The sequence below is a fragment of the Pseudomonas sp. MC6 genome, assembly GCF_054790575.1.
This window is the reverse complement of record NZ_CP186504.1, coordinates 1,644,115-1,662,435: the sequence shown is the minus strand read 5'-3', so window position 1 is coordinate 1,662,435 and position 18,321 is coordinate 1,644,115. Positions and strand designations below refer to the sequence as shown.

15 protein-coding genes and 1 pseudogene are annotated in these 18,321 nt (G+C 60.3%); 4 read left to right on the top strand and 12 right to left on the bottom strand.

Translation table 11 applies throughout. The features are described 5' to 3' along the window. Positions 1 to 3: 3 nt before the first annotated feature. Together ACOYXE_RS07505 and ACOYXE_RS07500 are read left to right on the top strand one after the other, a co-directional pair. The gene (locus ACOYXE_RS07505; RefSeq protein WP_460928475.1) at positions 4 to 561 is read left to right on the top strand and encodes a sorbitol dehydrogenase; all 558 of its coding nucleotides are present in this window, start codon (positions 4 to 6) and stop codon (positions 559 to 561) included. Then, positions 558 to 2,844: pseudogene (locus tag ACOYXE_RS07500) on the top strand (GMC family oxidoreductase). The gene ACOYXE_RS07505 and the pseudogene ACOYXE_RS07500 overlap by 4 nt, the downstream one beginning before the upstream one ends. A gap of 103 nt (positions 2,845 to 2,947) precedes the next feature. On the opposite strand, the gene ACOYXE_RS07495 reads toward ACOYXE_RS07500, so the two are convergent. The 4 genes from ACOYXE_RS07495 to ACOYXE_RS07480 all read right to left on the bottom strand — a co-directional run bounded on the left by ACOYXE_RS07495 (position 2,948) and on the right by ACOYXE_RS07480 (position 6,248). After that, positions 2,948 to 3,664, bottom strand: a complete 717-nt coding sequence (locus tag ACOYXE_RS07495) for an SDR family oxidoreductase (protein WP_405123761.1) — start codon at positions 3,662 to 3,664, stop codon at positions 2,948 to 2,950. Between the two features lie 175 nt (positions 3,665 to 3,839). Beyond that, the gene (locus ACOYXE_RS07490) at positions 3,840 to 4,856 is read right to left on the bottom strand and encodes an alpha/beta hydrolase (protein ID WP_460928473.1); all 1,017 of its coding nucleotides are present in this window, start codon (positions 4,854 to 4,856) and stop codon (positions 3,840 to 3,842) included. 45 nt (positions 4,857 to 4,901) lie between these two features. Next, a complete protein-coding gene (locus tag ACOYXE_RS07485) occupies positions 4,902 to 5,642 on the bottom strand; it encodes an NAD-dependent epimerase/dehydratase family protein (protein ID WP_160057890.1) in 741 nt (246 codons plus the stop codon). Between the two features lie 135 nt (positions 5,643 to 5,777). Continuing rightward, a complete protein-coding gene (locus ACOYXE_RS07480) occupies positions 5,778 to 6,248 on the bottom strand; it encodes a MarR family winged helix-turn-helix transcriptional regulator (protein ID WP_077572848.1) in 471 nt (156 codons plus the stop codon). A gap of 283 nt (positions 6,249 to 6,531) precedes the next feature. Here ACOYXE_RS07480 and ACOYXE_RS07475 point away from each other — a divergent pair, with 283 nt between their 5' ends. Beyond that, a complete protein-coding gene (locus tag ACOYXE_RS07475) occupies positions 6,532 to 7,485 on the top strand; it encodes a PDR/VanB family oxidoreductase (protein ID WP_460928470.1) in 954 nt (317 codons plus the stop codon). A 36-nt stretch (positions 7,486 to 7,521) separates the two neighbouring features. After that, positions 7,522 to 8,595, top strand: a complete 1,074-nt coding sequence (locus ACOYXE_RS07470) for a Rieske 2Fe-2S domain-containing protein (RefSeq protein ID WP_460928468.1) — start codon at positions 7,522 to 7,524, stop codon at positions 8,593 to 8,595. Positions 8,596 to 8,690: 95 nt separating this feature from the next. Here ACOYXE_RS07470 and ACOYXE_RS07465 read toward each other — a convergent pair whose 3' ends face one another. Genes ACOYXE_RS07465 through ACOYXE_RS07430 form a run of 8 tightly spaced genes read right to left on the bottom strand, consistent with a single transcriptional unit; the run spans position 8,691 to position 18,317 of the window. Continuing rightward, a complete protein-coding gene (locus ACOYXE_RS07465) occupies positions 8,691 to 9,485 on the bottom strand; it encodes a cyclase family protein (protein WP_460928466.1) in 795 nt (264 codons plus the stop codon). Continuing rightward, entirely contained in the window at positions 9,463 to 10,464 is a 1,002-nt protein-coding gene (locus ACOYXE_RS07460) for an NAD-dependent epimerase/dehydratase family protein (RefSeq protein WP_460928464.1), read from the bottom strand. The genes ACOYXE_RS07465 and ACOYXE_RS07460 overlap by 23 nt, the downstream gene beginning before the upstream one ends. Positions 10,465 to 10,473: 9 nt before the next feature. Continuing rightward, complete coding sequence (locus ACOYXE_RS07455) at positions 10,474 to 11,457, bottom strand: fumarylacetoacetate hydrolase family protein (protein ID WP_460928462.1); 984 nt, start codon at positions 11,455 to 11,457, stop codon at positions 10,474 to 10,476. After that, on the bottom strand, positions 11,454 to 12,035 hold the full coding sequence (locus ACOYXE_RS07450; protein WP_460928460.1) for a cupin domain-containing protein: 582 nt from the start codon (positions 12,033 to 12,035) through the stop codon (positions 11,454 to 11,456). Before ACOYXE_RS07450 ends, ACOYXE_RS07455 begins: the two co-directional genes overlap by 4 nt. Positions 12,036 to 12,048: 13 nt before the next feature. Then, positions 12,049 to 13,296, bottom strand: a complete 1,248-nt coding sequence (locus tag ACOYXE_RS07445; RefSeq protein WP_460928458.1) for an MFS transporter — start codon at positions 13,294 to 13,296, stop codon at positions 12,049 to 12,051. Next, complete coding sequence (locus ACOYXE_RS07440) at positions 13,286 to 15,760, bottom strand: efflux RND transporter permease subunit (protein ID WP_460928456.1); 2,475 nt, start codon at positions 15,758 to 15,760, stop codon at positions 13,286 to 13,288. Before ACOYXE_RS07440 ends, ACOYXE_RS07445 begins: the two co-directional genes overlap by 11 nt. Positions 15,761 to 15,764: 4 nt before the next feature. Continuing rightward, positions 15,765 to 16,868 (bottom strand): WD40/YVTN/BNR-like repeat-containing protein, encoded by a 1,104-nt coding sequence (locus ACOYXE_RS07435; RefSeq protein ID WP_460928454.1) that lies wholly within the window; start codon positions 16,866 to 16,868, stop codon positions 15,765 to 15,767. 60 nt (positions 16,869 to 16,928) lie between these two features. Continuing rightward, positions 16,929 to 18,317: a DUF1329 domain-containing protein gene (locus ACOYXE_RS07430; protein ID WP_460928452.1), complete on the bottom strand. Its 1,389-nt coding sequence runs from the start codon at positions 18,315 to 18,317 to the stop codon at positions 16,929 to 16,931. Positions 18,318 to 18,321 lie beyond the last annotated feature (4 nt).

Below are 18,321 nucleotides of genomic sequence, written 5' to 3'. Positions count from 1 at the left end.
GCCATGAGCGACCCGAACCTGCAGAACTTCATCGACCTGTCCGCCACGCTCACCGGCCTTGCGGCCGACAAGCTCGCGCCGTCCGTCGACCCGATCAACCTGCCTCCGCTGTTCTTCGCCACCGCCCAGCAAGGGATGGGCACCGTAGCGTTCAGCAACCTGCTGGAGCTGTACGCCAGCCTCAAGAGCCAATCAGATCAGCAAATCGCCAGTCTCAAGAGCCAGTCAGAGCAGGAAATCGCCAGCCACAAGGGCCAATCAGATGAGCAAATCGCCAGCGCCATACGCGGCCATTCGGATCCGCAGATCGCTCAAGGCGCCCGCTCGATCATGAAGCTGTGGCTGCTCGGCAGCTGGTACCAGCCTTATGACCAAGGCAACGCCAAAAAGGGTTCTATCCGCGTGGTTTCCGACCAGGCCTACAAGGAAAGCTGGGCGTGGAAGATCGCCCAGTCCCACCCCATGGGCTACAGCCAGTACCATTTCGGCTACTGGGCCGAACAGCCACCGACCCTCAAGCAATTCACCGGTGTCGACGCCAAGGAAGGGCAGCAGCCATGAGCAATCTAAAAACCCAGAACATCGAAACCGCCGATGTGATCGTCGTCGGCGCCGGTATGGCCGGCAGCGTCATGGCCTATCAGTTGGGCCTGGCCGGATTGAAAGTGCTGGTGCTCGAGTCGGGCCCGGCGATTCCACCTAACCGCAGCGAGTACCTGGAGCGCTTCTACACCGCCGTGCTCAAGTCGCCCGAGTCGCCATACCCCCCCGAGCAGACCGAGCAGACCCCAGCCACGCAGTTCGCGCCACGGGCGACCATCCAGGACCTGATTACCGCCGGCAGCGAAGAAGAGAACAAGGCGCAGAAGAGCTACCTGGTGCAGCAGGGGAATCTCCTGTTCGCCAGCACCTACGAGCGGGTAGGCGGCGGCACCATGTGGCACTGGATGGGCACAGCCCTGCGCCTGTTGCCCAACGACTTTCGCATGCGCACTGCGTACAACGTCGGGGTCGACTGGCCAATCAGCTACGACGACCTGCAGACTGCCTACTGCCGTGCCGAGGAAGAGATGGGCGTGTCCGCCGATGTCGCCTCGCAGACCTACCTGGGCGTGACCTTCCCCAAGGGCTACGAATACAGCATGCACGGCATCCCGCCGTCGCTGGTCGACCAGGGCCTGAGCAAGAATGTCACGGGCAAGGTTTACCAGAGTCCGGAGAAGGCCCCCGACGGCAAGCCTTACCCGGGTGTCACCCTCAACGTCCGGCAGACCCCGGCCGGGCGCAACTCGCAGAACGACAATGGCCGCCGGGTGTGTGCCGGCAACACCAGTTGCACGCCGATCTGCCCAATCCAGGCCAAGTATGACGCCACCGTGACCATGGCCAAGGCGTTGGATACCGGCAACGTACGCATCCTCTACCAGAGTGTGGCGAGCAGGGTGAAGGTCGATGCCAGCGGCGTCACCGGTATCGAGTACATCCAGTACCAGAACGATGGCACGCGCCAGAACGGCGAGGCTCAGGGTAAACGCTACGTGATCGCCGCCCACGCGATCGAAACGCCGAAACTGCTGCTCAACTCGGTCAGCCCGGACAGCCCCCACGGCGTCGCCAACAACAGCAAGCAGGTCGGCCTGGGGTTATCCGACCACCCGGTTTACCTGGCCTGGGGTCTGATGCCCGAAGGCAAGCCGTTGTTCCCGTTCCGCGGGCCACTGTCCACCTCGGGGATCGAGGACATGCGCGATGGCCCGTTCCGCAGCCAGCGCGCCGCCTGGCGTATCGAGATCGGCAACGAGGGCTGGAACTGGTCGGCGAATGATCCGTACAACACGGTCTGCGATTTCATCGACGGCAGCAACAACGGCGGCGCTAATCCCAAAGGTCTGGCGCTGTCCGGCAAGGCGCTGGTGCAGCAGCTCAACAGCGTGCTGACCCGCCAGTTCCGCCTGGGATTCTTGGTCGAGCAGTTGGAGAAAGACCCAGACGAGCCTGCCCGCCCGGGGAAGCCACCCAAGGCGATCTGCCAGGTGGAGCTGTCCAAGACGCTCACTGATGGCCTGGGCCTGCCTCGGCCGCAGATCACCTACAATTTCTCCGAATACACCAAGGAGGGTTTCAAGCAGGCGCGCCTGGCCGCCACGCACATCATCACCGAGCTGATGGGCGCCACCGAGCTGACCGACCTGAACCCCACGCTCAAGACCGGTTCGCAAACGGTGTTCGAGTACGACCACCAGAACTACACGTTCTTCGGCGCTGGCCACCTGATGGGCACCTACCGCATGGGCTCGGACCGCAAGAATTCGGTGGTGGACAAGGACCAGCGCACCTGGGACCACTCCAATCTGTTCCTGGTTGGTGCCGGCGTATTCCCCACCAGCGGCACTGCCAATCCGACCTTGACCATCACCGCGCTGACCTTCCAGGCCGCCGACGTAATCGCCAATGATCTGATCAAGCATACCGTGCAGGTGCAGCGCCAACCAGGCCTGGCAGGGTACCGGTGTGCAGGTCAACGGGCAGAGCTGGCAACTGGCGGTGTGCACCGGTGGGGAGTGGACGGCCAACCCGGACACCGGGAAGGTCAGCGCGGCGGGCAATCCGAGGTTGATCGCCAAACCCGGCTATACCTTGCCCGGTCAACCAGAAGGAGCGTTGATCGGGCGGATCGGCACCAGCGGCGTGCCGTTCCTGGTCGGCAACCAGGCGCAATTGCCGCGTGGCCAGCAGGGAGAGTTGCAATTGTGCATCAATGACGACCTGGACGGGCGTTTCGGGGCTGGGCTGAGCGATAACCAGGGCAGCCTGTCGGTGGAGGTGCGTTTCGGGGCGGTGTAGGCCCTGTCATACCAACCCCACAGCGCTGCGGCAATGCCGCAGTAGTGTGGGGTTGCTCTCTCTGGCCAGATGAATCAACAACTCTTAAAGCTGCTTCGTATCGCTATTTCCCACCGAGACTCCCTCCCCCATCGACGCTGATCACTTGGCCCGTTACGAAGGATGCCGCCTCGCTGAGCAGGAAGGTAATCAGCGAGGCCACTTCTGATGGCGTTCCCAGTCTTTGCATCGGAATCGTGGAGAGTATCTGACGCTCGCCCTCTCTGCCCACGGGTCGGTTTTTTCGGAAAAGCTCGGTGTCTATCGGGCCAGGTGCGACCGCATTGACCGTAATGCCAATGGGCGCCAGTTCAAGTGCCCACGTACGCGTGACACCCACCAATGCGCTTTTTGCGGCCGCGTAAGCGGTTCTGTCCCGGGCTCCAAAAATGGCTCGGCTGCAGACATTCACGATGCGTCCTGCAGAAGATCGCTTGAGAGACGGCAGGCAAGCCTGGGTGACTTGTACCGAGGCTCTGACATTCAGGTCAAAAACGTTTTGGAGTGTTTCGAGTTCAAGCGTTTCCAGGCTTTGCGGAGATGCAACGCCTGCGTTATTGACGACGGCATCAATAGAAGTCCGCTCCAGGAGTTTCTCAAGCATTTCCCTCGTTTGTTGAGCATCGCTTAAATCACAGAGCAACAGCTTTCCGGGAAAATCATTAACCGGATGCCTGGCAATGCCGACCACATTCCAGCCTGCCTGATTCAACTGAGTACTGAGTGCGAAACCGATTCCTTTGGTTGCACCCGTGATCAGTGCGGTTCGGCGGTTGTTCATGATTACCCTCTCATCATCCGATGCCAGACCTATTGATAACACTTTCAGAACCCTATCCGACAGACAGGCTTTTCCTGGTATTCGAGACACGATCTCGAGGCGGCTCGTCCAACAGCCGTTTATATTCCCGGCCAAATCGATGGGCGCTTTCATCGAAGCTGGCTACGCCCAGGCATCAAAGCTTTTTGCTTTGAAGCCAGTTATCAATGGCAACAACGAGTCCTGACTTGCATTCCAGCGGCAGCCAGTGCGCGCCTGGCAGGCTCGTTATGGTGAGGTCTGCACAAGCCGCCCGCATCGGGTCGCCCAATCGATTGCCGTTGATGTTGTTCATCTGATCGTAGTCGCCGTTCACAAACAGCACAGGCAATGACAACCTGCCGCCATCCGGCGCGCGACGAGCGTAGGCGATGTTGGCGTCATCGTTTAGGTACCACGCGCAGGGAGAGCGGAAGCCTCGCTCCTCGAATGCCTGCAGCAGTGCGGAGAAGTCCGTCACTGGCCAGAGCGCCAGATCAGGCTGCATAGGCGGCGCACGATGACTGACGCCGAACCGCCCTCCTTTGCGTGTCACTTCGGCATTCGACGCGACCTTGCCAATATTCGCCGGGTCTCCTCGTCGATAAATCGAAGCCAGCGATGCCGCTTTGTCCGCGTCCAGATCAGCGACGGCGGATGTGAAGTGCGTGTTGTAGTAGCGGTAATAGTCCCATTGACCATCAGGATACTGATTGGCTGGATAGATCGCCCGGTCAACCAGTGGAATCAGCGTCGACAAAGCGTTCGTGTCGGGGAAATACGGCACGGAGATCAGCACCACGCCACGACTGCGCTGTGGTTCATGAGCCACCAATTCACCGGCCACTACACTGCCCCAGTCGTGGCCAACCCAGATGGCGGGCTTGCCGTCGAGATGGTCATGAAGTTCGGCCATGTCCGCCACGATTTTTTCCAACGTATATTCGCGGGTGGATTCTGCCGCGGCAGAACGGCCATAGCCGCGCATATCCGGTGCAACGCAGTGCCAGCCTTTTGCAGCGAACGCTTCCATCTGCGCGCGCCAGACCAGGCTAATCTCCGGCCAACCATGCAGGAACATCATCAGCGGCCCGTCGTCTGGCCCGGACTCCAAATAATGCGTCGTATGGCGCGGGGTACTGAAAGTGCGTGAGGTCAGCGTGAGTGTGGACATGAGAACTCCCCTGCTTGATGTGACCTTCTCAGAGGAAGTTTGCGTTCAATCAGATTGAGCGCCTCCTTCCAAAATCTCAAACCCATCATCAATGGGAGCATATCCGACCACTTTTCTGCTCTGATCAATAGAGAGGCGCTTATAGCGGTTATCTGAGACCCCATGGATAACGTGAAACCCCTTTAGCTCGGCTTCAACGCAATTATTGAGTAGCGCGACAACATCTCTAAAACTGATGAAGGCGGCGACGTCTCTGGGACTGTGGGTCTCCCCTTGTTGAAATTTGGCTACGTTGGCAATACGGACTGCGATGGTCGTCATCTGTCCGTCGTTTGCATACATCGAAGCCAATGCTTCTCCAAACGCCTTGCTGACGCCGTAAAGATTGCCTGGTTTAGGTGCCATGCATTCCTGTACCTGAACATCCGTTGGATATCCTTCGATCACTTGGGCACTGCTCGCAAATATGAAGCGCTCGCAGCCTTGCGCCTTTGCGGCGAACAGCATGTTGTAAGTGCCCACGATGTTCACTGGAAGCAGTGAGGCCATGAAATCGGCGTCTGGGTCAGGGTCAGCAGCTAGATGGATGACGGTGTGGATACCTTCGCAAGCTCGAAGGCAACTGGCTTGATCCGTGACATCCAGAGCGAAACGCTGTGCCGAGTCCGGAAGTGCTGTTACGTCTAGATCGGCCAAACGCAAATCGGATTGATCATCGCGCTCTTGCCAGAAAGCAGTGCCGATTTTTCCTGCCGCACCTGTGACGAGGATTTTTCCTGAGCTCATTTCGGCATGTCCTTATGGTAAATGTCACGCTAGCCTCCCAGCCTTTTGAGCGGTCTACAACCTCTGATCCAATCAGCAACCCGCCAGCTCGCGTCGGGCTGCAGCCCTCAATTTCACGCTGCAGTCTGCCGAGACTCACTCCTCACTCGGGTCATAACTGTTCACATTGGGCACTTGCAGGTGCAGGCGCCCAAGCAAGTCAACCAACGTGTCGACCTCAGCCGGGGTCAATCCGCTGAGCAGACGCGACTCACGCTCAAGTGCGACTTTGAGCACGCGGTCATGCAGTTCTTTGCCGCTGGCCGTCAATCGCACGGTGTAACGCCGCGCGTCCTTGGGATCCAGCTGACTGGTGATCCGCCCCGCCGCTTCCAGCGTCTGCAATGAACGACTAACCGCGCTCTTGTCGAGACCGATCGCCTGACAGATTCGATTGGCGGTGATGTCGGATTCAACGGCAAGCATCGAAAGCATTCGCCATTCAACCACGCCGATGCCGAAGTGTTTGCGATAGCACTGGGAGGCTCCGGTGGCGAGTTTGTTCGCCAGGAATGTCACCAGGCCAGGTACATAACGCGACAGGTTCAGTTGTGTATCGGTAGGCATCGAGAAAACACCGTAGATCGAAGATCTTGCAATTTGGTTGACACCGCAACTAAATTATCTGAGGATTCACTCAGGCTGGCATTGCGGACGATGCGCCGCATGATACGCCGTAGCACAACCTCAAAAAAATAATTAACAGGTCTTGCTTATGAACGCTCCCCAACTGTGCCCTTCCTTGGCGCCCTTGATTACCCAGCCTTTCTACTTCTTCTTGCCTGGCTGATTCGTCACCCGCAAGCCCCTTTCGTTTTTCAGCAGCCACTTCAATGTGGAGGGAGAAGTCATGCTTCAAGTCAACGTCACCCGCAAGGTCGTCGAGGCCGAGGGCATCTGCAGTTTCGAGCTGTGCGCAGTGGACGATAAGCCGTTACCACCGTTCAATGCCGGTGCTCACATCGACATCCACATTGCCGGCGGCCTCACCCGGCAATACTCGCTGTGCAATGATTCCCGAGAACGTAATCGCTACGTGATCAGTGTGCTGAAGGACCCCGCCTCGCGCGGCGGTTCCACTGCGATGCACGACACCATCAGTCAGGGACAGACACTCAGCATCAGCGAACCCCGCAACCTCTTCCCAATCGCCGATTCAGCGAAGCGTCACCTGCTGTTCGGCGGCGGTATCGGCATTACGCCGATGCTGGCAATGGCCCATGAACTCCATCATCAAGGCGCGGATTTCGAACTGCATTACAGCTTCCGATCCAGCAAGCGTGCCGCGTTTATCCAATGGCTCAAGCAAGCGCCTTTCGCCAACGACGTGCACTTGCATGACGACAGCGGATCGCCCGAACAGAAACTCGATGCAACCGCCCTCCTCGCCGTGCCCGAGACCGCGACTCACCTCTACGTGTGTGGCCCGGCCGGCTTCATGACTTTCATCCTCGACACCGCGCAGGCCGCTGGCTGGCCCGAAGATCGCGTGCACAGAGAGTTCTTCGCCGCCGCACCTGTCGATGCAAGCGCTGATTCGCCTTTCGAAGTTCAGCTGGCGAGCACAGGGCAGATTTTTTACATCCCCGCCGATCGCACCGTTTTCGAAGTGCTCGATGAGGCCGGGATTGCCATCGAATCATCGTGCGAGCAAGGCGTCTGCGGCACCTGTGTCACGGGCTTGCTCGAAGGCATTGCCGATCATCGTGATCAGTTCATGACGGCTGCAGAACACGCTGCCAATGACCGTTTCACCCCGTGCTGCTCACGTGCCAAATCGCCCCGCCTGGTATTGGATCTTTGACCTGAACCGAGCATCGACCGCTCGCCGGAGAACATCATGACAACCGCTGCCCAACCCCTTGCCCATGAAATTGCCCCGGCCACTGCGCCGAGTTTCCCTCTCGATCAATGGTACGTCGCAGCCTTGAGCCGAGAACTCACAAACCAACCCCTTGGCCGTACGTTACTGAATAAACCTGTGGTGCTTTTCCGCACGGCAGATAACCAGGTCGCCGCGCTGGAAGACCGCTGCTGCCATCGTGCATTGCCCCTGTCTGGCGGCACTGTGGAAGCACGCGGTTTACGCTGCGGTTACCACGGTCTGCTGTTCAATGAAGGCGGTAAATGCATCGAAATTCCGGGCCAGGACAAGATCCCCAGCAAAGCCAAAGTCCCTGCCTACCCAGTCCGAGAGCAGGATCAGATCATCTGGATCTGGTTTGGCAGCGCTGAGCATCCTGAGCCGACATTCGCGCCACCGGTCTACGACGTGCACAGCAGCGGCAAATACCTGTTCGACGGTGATGTCTATCACTACGACGCGCCCTATCAACTCATCCATGACAACCTCATGGATCTCAGTCATCTGGGCTACGTCCATTTGCACACCATTGGCGGCAACGCCAGCATTCATATGAACGCGAAGATGAACGTCGATGGTGATGACTCAATGGTTCGTGTGGTTCGCCACATGCCCGATTCCGTCCCGCCGCCGACCTACACCGCGGCCTACCCGTTCAAAGGCAACATTGACCGCTGGCAGGAGATCGAATTTCACATCAATCACCTGCGCATCTGGACCGGCGCGATAGACGCAGGCACGGACGATCTGAACAACCCGGATCGAGGCGGTTTCCACATGCGTGGTTTTCACGGCGTGACACCTGAAACAGACACCACAAGCCATTACTTCTGGACCATGGCCACCAACCCTGAACATGATCCCGAAGCCGTCACAGCCAAAGTTCTGCATCAGACGCGATTGACGTTCGACGAAGACAAAGTGGTGATCGAAGCGCAGTACCAGAACATGTGCCGGTTCGGTACGCGCCCGATGATTGATATTCATGTCGATGTCGGAGCCAATCGTGCCCGCAGAATCATCGAGCGACTGCGCAATCCAGCGGGTTGATTGCCTCAGAACAGTGGCGGCGGCAAACGCCGTCCACTGTGTTCAAAGCCTGCCGTTCTCTTACTGTCGTTGAAAGAATGCCTCAAACAGCCCGATCACTCTTCGAAAATAGCCACTGCGCGCACAAAACCTGCCGACGCATGCCGGATCTTGTAGGGAAAGCACGACACAGTGAAACCACTCGTAGGCAGGGACTCAAGGTTGGCCAGTTTTTCCATTTGCCCGTAGCCGATATCGCGCCCGGCCTTATGCCCTTCCCAGATGATCGAGGCATCGCCGCTGGCAGCAAAACGTTCACGGGTGTATTTGAACGGCGCGTCCCAGCTCCAGGCATCAGTGCCGACCACGCGCACACCACGTTCCAGCAGATACATCGTCGCTTCGCGTCCCATGCCAATGCCTGCGTCGAGATACCCGGGCTCACCGAACAGCGCACCGGCGCGTGTGTTAATCAACACGATATCCAGTGGTTGCAACGTGTGCTCGATGCGCGCCAGTTCCGCTTCAACCTCTTCTGCCGTGACCACGTGACCGTCGGGCAAATGGCGAAAATCCAGTTTGACCCCCTGCTGCAAGCACCAGTCCAGCGGCAACTCATCAATGCCAAACGCCGGCTCGCCGCCATCGGTGGTCGAGGCGTAATGCCACGGCGCATCCATGTGGGTGCCGCTGTGGGTGGTGATCTGCAAACGCTCGGCGGCCCACGATTCATTGCCGGGCATCTGTTCAAGCTGCAACCCCGGGAACATTGCCGCCATCTCCGGCCAGCCTTGCTGGTGGTCCATGTAATCGATTTTCGGCAACAGCGGCGGCGGGTCTGTGTACGGGTTGTTATCGAGGGTCACCGAAAGGTCGACCAGACGACGTTTACGCTGGATGGGCTGTGACATGAGGCGTGTCTCCGTTCAACGGCAGAGGCCGATATGGGGCTGGGTTGAGGGCGTTGCGAATAAGTGTGGCGACGTTGCCGTCATGGCTGAAGCCGGCAGCGCGGGCCTGCGGGGTTTTCAAGGGCGGCATGCGCCCGAACAGGGTTTCGAGATCAAGGTCAGCGGCGAAACTGATGAGTGCCCGGCGTTGCTCGCCGTAATTGGCCGCCAGGGCATCGATGACCTGGGCGATGGACAAATGCAGCACCGGCAGTTGCCAGACCCGCTGTTGCGCGGCGGCGTCGTCCAGTTCGGCGGCGTGGATCAGGTTGTTCACGCAACAGCGCGCCGACATCCACCACGCTGTAGCTTGCGGTGACACCGGGCAGCAATACTCAGCGCCCTCGGCAAAGGCACGCATCAAGTCGCTCATAAAGGCCGAGCGCAAGCCGTTGGGTTCGCGCGGGCGAGCGACAATGCCCGGCAGGCGCACCGCACGGCTGTCGACTTCACCGCGCCGACCCAGATCGATCAGCGCGCGCTCGACCATCAACTTGTGTGTGCCGTACGACAGTTGCGGGTGCAGTTCAGCCTGCTCGTTCATCTTCGCTGGCAGATCAGCGCCGTACACCGCGACGCTGCTGGCATACACCAACACCGGTGGTCGCGCCTTGTTGCGCAATTGATCAAGCAGTTCGAGGCTGGCTAGCAGGTTGACCTGATAACCCGATTCGTAATGCGCCTCCGCCGCTCCGCCGGGAATGCTGACCAAGTGAAACACCACGTCGATGCCATCGGCCAGGACACGGCGCATCAACGCCGCATCCGTCACGCTGCCGCTGTGCCGACGCAGGCGGGGATCGTCTGGCAGGCCTTGGACATCAGTGTCGAGCACCAGCAACGAACGAATGACTTGCCCGCGCAAACTGCCGCGCGCGAGCAGACAACGCAGCAGTTCGCGGCCGACAAAGCCATTGGCTCCGGTAATCAGTACACGCATGGGCGTTCCTTAGCCGTGGGCCTTGACGACGCGTTGATCGATCGCACCAAACAACGACCGACCATCGCTGCCGGTGACGTCCATGCGCACACGATCACCGAAACGCATAAATCCTGTCACCGGCGCGCCGTGCTCGATCATCTCAATGGCCCGACGTTCGGCGATGCATGCCGAGCCGACGTTGCGCTCGGCGTTCGACACCGTGCCGGAACCGATCAGCGTGCCGGCGCGCAGGCGACGGGTCAGGGCCGCGTGGGCGATCAGCTCGCCAAAATGAAAGTTCATCTGTGCGCCGTGCGGTTGGCCGAACCACTCGCCGTTCCACTGCACTTGCAGGGGCAAATTGACGCGGCCGTCTCGCCAGGCTTCGCCGAGTTCATCCGGGGTAATCGCCAGCGGGGCAAAACTGGAGGACGGTTTGGCTTGTAGAAAACCGAACCCGGTGCGCATTTCACGCGGTGCCAGCGCACGCAGGCTGACATCGTTGATCTGCAGGATCAGTTTGATGTGCTGCAACGCGCGCTCGGCCGAACAGCCCATCGGCACATCATCGACCAGCACGACAAATTCGCCTTCGAAATCGATGCCCTGGCTTTCGCTCGGCAGTTCGATGTCATCGTGTGCGCCGATGAAGTCATCACCTGCACCCTGATACATCAACGGCGTACGGTCAGCGCCTTCAATCGGATCGAGATTGAACGCTTTCTGCATCAGTGCACCGTGACTGAGAAACGCCGAACCGTCGCACCATTGATAAGCACGCGGCAACGGCGCCATCACCTGCGCCGGGTCGAAGGCAAAGGCCTCGCGGCAATCGTGGTTTTCAAGCTCACGCGCCAGGGCCTGCAAACGCGGCTCGGCTTCGCGCCAGTTTTCGATGGCGTGCTGCAAGGTCGGCGCCACCAAACGCGCGTCCAGCGCCCGGGCCATGTCGCGCGAAACCACCACCAATTGGCCGTCACGGCTAGCGTTTTTCAAGGTTGCGAGTTTCATGATTTTTCTCCCGGGCAGTCTTGCAGTTCAGCGGCAAAGCGCCCGTCGAGCAGGATAAAAACCATGCGTGCCATGGCCTCGGTACGGTTGCTCCACGCGTGATTCGTACCGCGTTGAACCACCACGTCACCGCGTTTGAGGTGGACTTCTGTCTCGTCGAGCACCAGCCAGACTTCGCCTTCGGTGACGATGCCGTAATCGAGGGTTTCGGTGCGGTGCATCAGTTTGTGCCGCGAGTTCGCCTGGCCGGTGCCGGCATGCGCCTGGCCAATCTCGGCGAATGCGGCGGCTGCATCGGCAGCGCTGACCTGGTTCTGCACGCTGTCCGGCGGAATGTCGACGACACGAATCACACTGCCCAGCGGGCCGGGGCTCAGCTGTAAGGGTTTGCTGGTTGGATCATCGGCATTGTCGAGCAGTGCCGGACTGCCGCTGCTGTTCCATATTTCATGAAACACCGTGCCCGGCACCGCTTGCAGTGCGAAGACGTTGGTAGTTGCTGCGTGACTGGCGACGACCGCGCGGCCGTGGGCATCATGCCCGGTGACCACGCGTTTGAAAGGGGGAAGCGCTTGCATGGAATATCCTCGTTCAATGGCCGTTGCCGATGGAGTCATGACCGCCGACATGGCTGCGGGTCAACAGTCCACCGAGCCTCGGCACGGACAGACAAAACAGCGCCACGACCAGTTGCAACCAACCGATCATGGCCAAGGCTTGAGGCAACGCCGTGGAAGCCCCGGAAGTGATGGCGAGTACCACCAGCGGGCTGATGAACTCGCCGGCAAAAATCGCGGCGGTGAAACACCCCGCCGCTCGCCCCCGCTGAGCAAAGCCGACTTGCGCCATGATCCAGGTGATCAACGTCGGCAACATCAGGCCGATGCCCAGACCGTTGATCAAGACCGCGACCACTACTTGCGCGTGGCTGCCGGCAGCGGCCATCAACAGCCCGCCGATGCCGGCCAGGCCATAGGCAATCAGCAACACATGCTGGCTGCGCAGACCGCTCAATAAACGAAAACTCAAGGCCCCAGCGAGCACACCGAGTTGATTGGCGCCCATGGTCATGCCGATCTGCTGCGGCGCATCCACGTGCAACAGGTTGAGCAAGTAGCCGGCCTGCACCGGCACGATGAATAGGCTCAGGCCCGCGAGCAGCGACAACGCATACAGGGGTGTCAGTGCGCGCCACGGAAACAGGCGCGGGACTGGCGTCGGCACCGTTGCTGCCGGTTGCACGCGGGGTTGCGGTTCCCAGAGTTTCCACGCCATCAGCGGCAGGAAAATCAGTCCGACTGCGTACAACGCAAACGGCGTGCGCCAGTCGTCCTGTCCGAGAAAACCACCCAGGGCGATAAACACCGCAGCGGACAGCGACGTCGCGACCATCTGCAACGCAAACAGGCGTTCACGGCGTGCGCCGCTGTAGTAGTCGCCCATCAGCGTCGTGCAGCAGGTCATGATCCCCGCCTCCGCCAGACCGATCCCGGCGCGGCTGGCGACAATCGCCGCCAGCGAATCCAGCCACAGCGGCAACACACCGCAGAGCGTGTACAGGGCCATGCTCGCCAACAACAAAGATTTGCGTCCGAGCCGATCAGCGATGACCCCGGCAAACGGCGCCAGTAGTGCAATCATCAATGCCGGCAAGGTCAATACGATCGGCACCAGCACCGCGCTGCCCGCGACCTCGGCAAAATGGGCCTGCATGCGCGGCAATACCGGTGCGAGCAATACCGCGCCGAGCACTGGCAGACAGCTGCCGAGCAGCAACAGCAACGATTGCGTCAAACCGGCGCGACGGCCGCTGTTTTCCAATGAAGACTCAACGGCCATGACAGGTCTCCCGATGACGCGATTGATGAACATCTACCGCCACCGCTCGCGGCAGCAGGCTCAGATTGATCGCCTCCTCCGGCGTTTCTGCGTCGGTGTTCGTGCGCCGAGCAGGCAGCAGGAAGTACGCCAGCGCTGGTAACAGCAGCAGTGCGCCGACCATGTTCCAGACGAACATGAACGCCAGCAGCACGCCCATGTCAGCCTGGAATTTGATCGGCGAGAAGATCCACGTGGCCACGCCAATGGCGAGCGTGATGCCAGTGAGCATCACCACTTTGCCGGTGGACACCAGGGCGCGGTAATAGGCTTCTGACAGGCTCGCACCCTGGCGCAGATGACCGAGCAGGATGCTCATCACATACAACGCATAGTCGACGCCAATGCCGACACCCAACGCGATCACTGGCAACGTCGCGACCTTCACGCCGATGTTCAGCCAGACCATCAACGCTTCGCAGAGGATCGAGGTGACCATCAGCGGAATCACCGCGCACAGCGTGGCGCGCCACGAGCGGAAGGTGATCAGGCACAGCACGATCACCGCTCCGTAAACCCAGAACAGCATCTCGCGATTGGCTTGCTTGACCACGATATTGGTCGCCGCCTCAATGCCGGCATTGCCCGCTGCCAGCAGGAACTGCACATCCTTGTCGTTATTGGCTGCGGCGAATTGCTCGACGTGTTCGACCAGCCGCGTCAGCGTTTCAGCCTTGTGGTCGGTGAGGTAGGCGTACAGCGTGAGCAGGCTGCAATCCTCGTTGTACAAGCCGCGTGGCGCACTGGCGGTGATCATGTTGAGCATCGCCTGATTGTTCTGCAGCTCGTACCACTTGGCGCTGCCTTCGCTGAGGCCAACCAGCATGCGGCGGTTGAGCAAGGCCAACGAGTTGGTCGAATCCACCCCCGGCAGCGCGCGCAGTTGCCAGTCCAGCGCATCGACCTTGGCGAGGATGTCGTAACGCGCACACTGCCCGGCCGGGGTCTTCACCATCACTGCGAACAAATCACTGCTGGCGCCGTAATGCCGGGTCAGAAACGCGTCATCCTGGTTGTAGCGTGAGTCGGCCCGCAGCTCCGGTGCGCCGGCATCCAGATCACCGATCTTCAATTGCAGGCTGACCACAAAACCCAATGCCGCCAACGCCAGGCTGATGGCAATGCACAGACTGGCCCAGCGACGTCGGGTAAACAGATCGAGAAAACGCCAGAAGCCATGACGCCGCGCGCCGGTCTGGTCGTTCTGCTCGCTCTTCAGGCTAAGTTGCGCCGCACGCGGCGTTACGCCGACATAGGACAGCAACACCGGCAACAGAATCAGGTTGGTGAAAATCAGCACCGCCACACCGATACTGGCGATCACCGCCAGATCCTGAATCACCTGGATCTTGATCAGCATCAGCACGGCGAAACCCACTGCATCGCAGAGCAATGCCGTCAGCCCGGCCAGAAACAGCCGGCGGAAGGTGAAGCGTGCGGCCACCACCCGGTGCATGCCGCGACCGATGTCCTGCATGATCCCGTTCATTTTCTGCGCGCCGTGGCTCATGCCGATGGCGAACACCAGAAACGGCACCAGCACCGAATACGGATCCAGCTGATAGTCGAGCAACGGCAACAGACCCAGTTGCCAGACCACCGCCACCAGCGAGCAGAACACCACCAGCACCGTGCTGCGCAGGCAGCGCGTGTACCAGAACAGCACGGCGGTGGTGATCAGGATTGCGACGGCGAAAAACAACAGGATCTGCTTGAGTCCGGCAATCAGGTCACCGACTTTTTTCGCGAAACCGGTGATGTGAATGTCGATCTTTTCGTTCTGGTACTGGCTACGCAACGCCTCCAGTTGCTCGGACAGCACCGAGTAATTCAGCGCCTGGCCGTCAGCAGTCGTCGCCAGCAACGGCACGTAAATGATGCTCGAGGTTTGATCGAACGCTACCAGTTGGCCGAGTTCGTTGGAACGCTGCACGTTGCGGCGCAAGTCCTCGAGACTGGCCGGTGTGCCGGCATAATCGTCCGGGATCACCGGGCCGCCATCCAGTCCGTCTTCAGTCACTGCAACCCAGCGTGTTGCGGGCGTCCACAGCGACTTCATGTAGGCACGATCGACGCCGGGCAGCAGGTAAAGCTTGTCGCTCAAGGCCTGCAAGGTTTTCAGATAATCAGCGTCGTAGATATCACCCTGGCGATTGGCGACGACGATGCGCAAGGAGTTGCCCAGACCGCTGAGCTGCTTTTGATGTTGCAGATAATTGGCGATGTAAGGCTGTTGCGTGGGAATCATCTTTTCGAAACTGGCGTTCAGCTCGACGCGCGTGGCCTGATAGCCCAGGAAGAGCGTGGTCACCAAGCACACCAGCAACACCCACAACCGGTGATTGAACAAAGAGCGTTCCACGACCGAGCCGGAGCGCGGATCGAAACTCGCCAGGCTGGCCGTGGCGTTGTCGAATGGTTTCATAACCTCACTCCGAAGCTGTAGCAGTGGGCGACGCCAGGCGCGTCACCCCGGTGAAACCGGCCAGCACCAGGCTGCCATCGGCGGCCTGCACGACGCTGGCAATCGGTTTGCCCAGCGGTTTGCCGAAAGGCTGCAGGGTGGGTGCGTCGCCCGTGGTGCGAAACATTGCGCCCGCCTGATTGACCAACAACAGCTGGCCGTCAGCGCTGCGGATCGCATCACTGAAGGACACCGGCATCGGTACGGGCGCGGGCACGAAGCTGCTGCCGTCGTCGGTGGAAATGAACGCGTTGCCTTTCAACCCAGCCGCCAGCAGCGCGCCGTCATCGCGTACTTGCAGGGCGAAAAAGCTGCCGCTGTACGGGCTGTCGAGCGCGACGAAGGATTGTCCACCGTCCTCGGAACGCGCCACATAGCCTTGCTCGCCGGCGATGAACCAACGCTCGCCTTGTTGCGCGATGGCATACAGGTGCGCGCCCATCGGATTGTCGATATGGCCCATCAGCGACTGCCAGCTCACGCCGCCGTCCTCGGTGGTAAACGCGAGGCCGTAGGCGCCGACGATCAGGCCGTGACGCGCATCGGTGAACTTGAGGCTCAGAAAGGGTTTGTCCGCGCCTTCGCTGACCATCCGCTCGGCGGTTTGCACGCGTGCCGCCGCTGCGTCGGGGTCAGTGGCTGTCGGCAATTGCTCGCGTGCGGCGTGCAATTCCAGTTGCGCAGCGCGGTTGCCGTCCAGTTGCAACGCCCAGTTTTCGCCACCGTCATGGGAGACCAGCACCGCACCGGCATGACCGACCGCCCAGCCCGTGTTCGCATCGACAAATTGCACCGCCGTAAGGCTGACGGAGACCGGCACCTGCGCCTGCCGCCAATTGATGCCGTTGTCATCGGAAAGCAAGACGATGCCGCGTTCGCCGACCGCCACCAACCGCGCACCTGCCCGCGCCAGATCAAGCAAGACCGCTTGCCGGGCCTTTGGCGCGCGCATTGCCGGGGTGTGCAATACATCACCGACAACAGCAGCCTGAGCCTGGCTTACGGGTAATACGCAAGGCAGCGCCAGTAACGCTAACAACCGCCCGAGCACCTGACAGATTCTGTTCATACCGACCTCGAAACCACCTGTGAAACCGGATCGCCACAGCGTGTGGCGATCCGGCCCGATTCAACGAACCCCGGCACCCGCCATCGCCGCTGGCGAGAATTCCGACGCCTTGTAGCGATCGACCACGCCGTATTGCTCAGGCAGGCCGGTGTAGACGTTCTGGATAAACCAGGCGCCGGAGGTCAGGTCGTAGAAACCCGAAGACAGCTGCGCCTGCGCTGGCAGATCCGGCAGCACTGCTGGCAGCGACCACAAGGTTTTGGCGAGTTGGCCGTTGGCGTCCCAGCGATCGCCGAGCATCGCTTGCCAGGTGTCTTCGTCGAGGTAGTAGCGGCCCTTCGGCAGTTGGTGACGCTTGCCCGGCGCGAGTTCGGCGTCTACCACCCACACGCGGTGCAACTCCCAGCGCACGTAATCAGGATTCATGTGATGGGCCAGAAACAGGTCTTCCGGTTTGCCGGCCGTCAGAACCTTGTTGGTGTTGTAGGGGATATACATTTCCTGCTTGCCGACCAGTTTCCAGTCGAAGCGATCGATGCGCCCCTGGAACACGCTCAACTCATCGAACGACATCACCCCGGCGGTTGCCGGCGTCGGTGTATCGCAGCAGGCATTCGGCAACTTGCGCACGCGGCGCTGGCCGGTCAGATAGACGTGGGTCTGGGACTTGTCGCCGTTGATATTGGTGCGGCCCATGATCTGCTCGCCAGCACGCAACGGCGGGCCGACGTTAAGCAGGCGGAACAGCCAGTAATCACCGGCGAAGCTTTCCGGCGTGCCGTCCTGGTAGTAATAAGGCATGTCCTGGATCGCCTGGCCGTCGGTGGTCATCACCTGTTTGCCGTCTGCAGTCATCAGGTAATGGCGAAAGTGCATGGCGAGTGACGTGCCGCGCCAGTTGAGGATGTGGTTCCACATGGCTTCGGCGCCGTTATGCGGAATCGGGAATGGAATACCGCCAAACGCACCTTCGGGCACCGGTCCGGCGCTGCTCTCGACCAGCTTGGCGCGGGTGGCATTTTTCAGGGTGTTGTCGTACACCCATTGCGGTGCGGCGGCCGTGCGCCGGGTCGGATAGACGTCGATGCGATAGGTGTCGGGAAAACGCTTGAACATTTCCTTGGTGCCATCGCTAAGCTTGCCGGCGTATTGCGCCAGATTCTTCGAGGTGATGCTGAACAGCGGCTTGTCGGCCGCAAACGGATCGCTGCGTTTGCCGCCCGCTTTGTACGCCGGGTCGACCTTGGTGTAACCGCCCTGCCAGGCTGGAATGCTGCCGTCGGCATTGCCTGCGCGCTCGGCACCCATTGGCGTGAGGCTGCTCGACAGTTTGGCCGCCTCTTCTGCGGTGGCCGCAGTCGCAACCTGGCTCAGGACGGTCAGCGTTCCGAGCAAGGCAAAGCATAGGGCCGTGAAGCTCGGGAGACGATTGTGGTGGTGAGAATTCATGCGC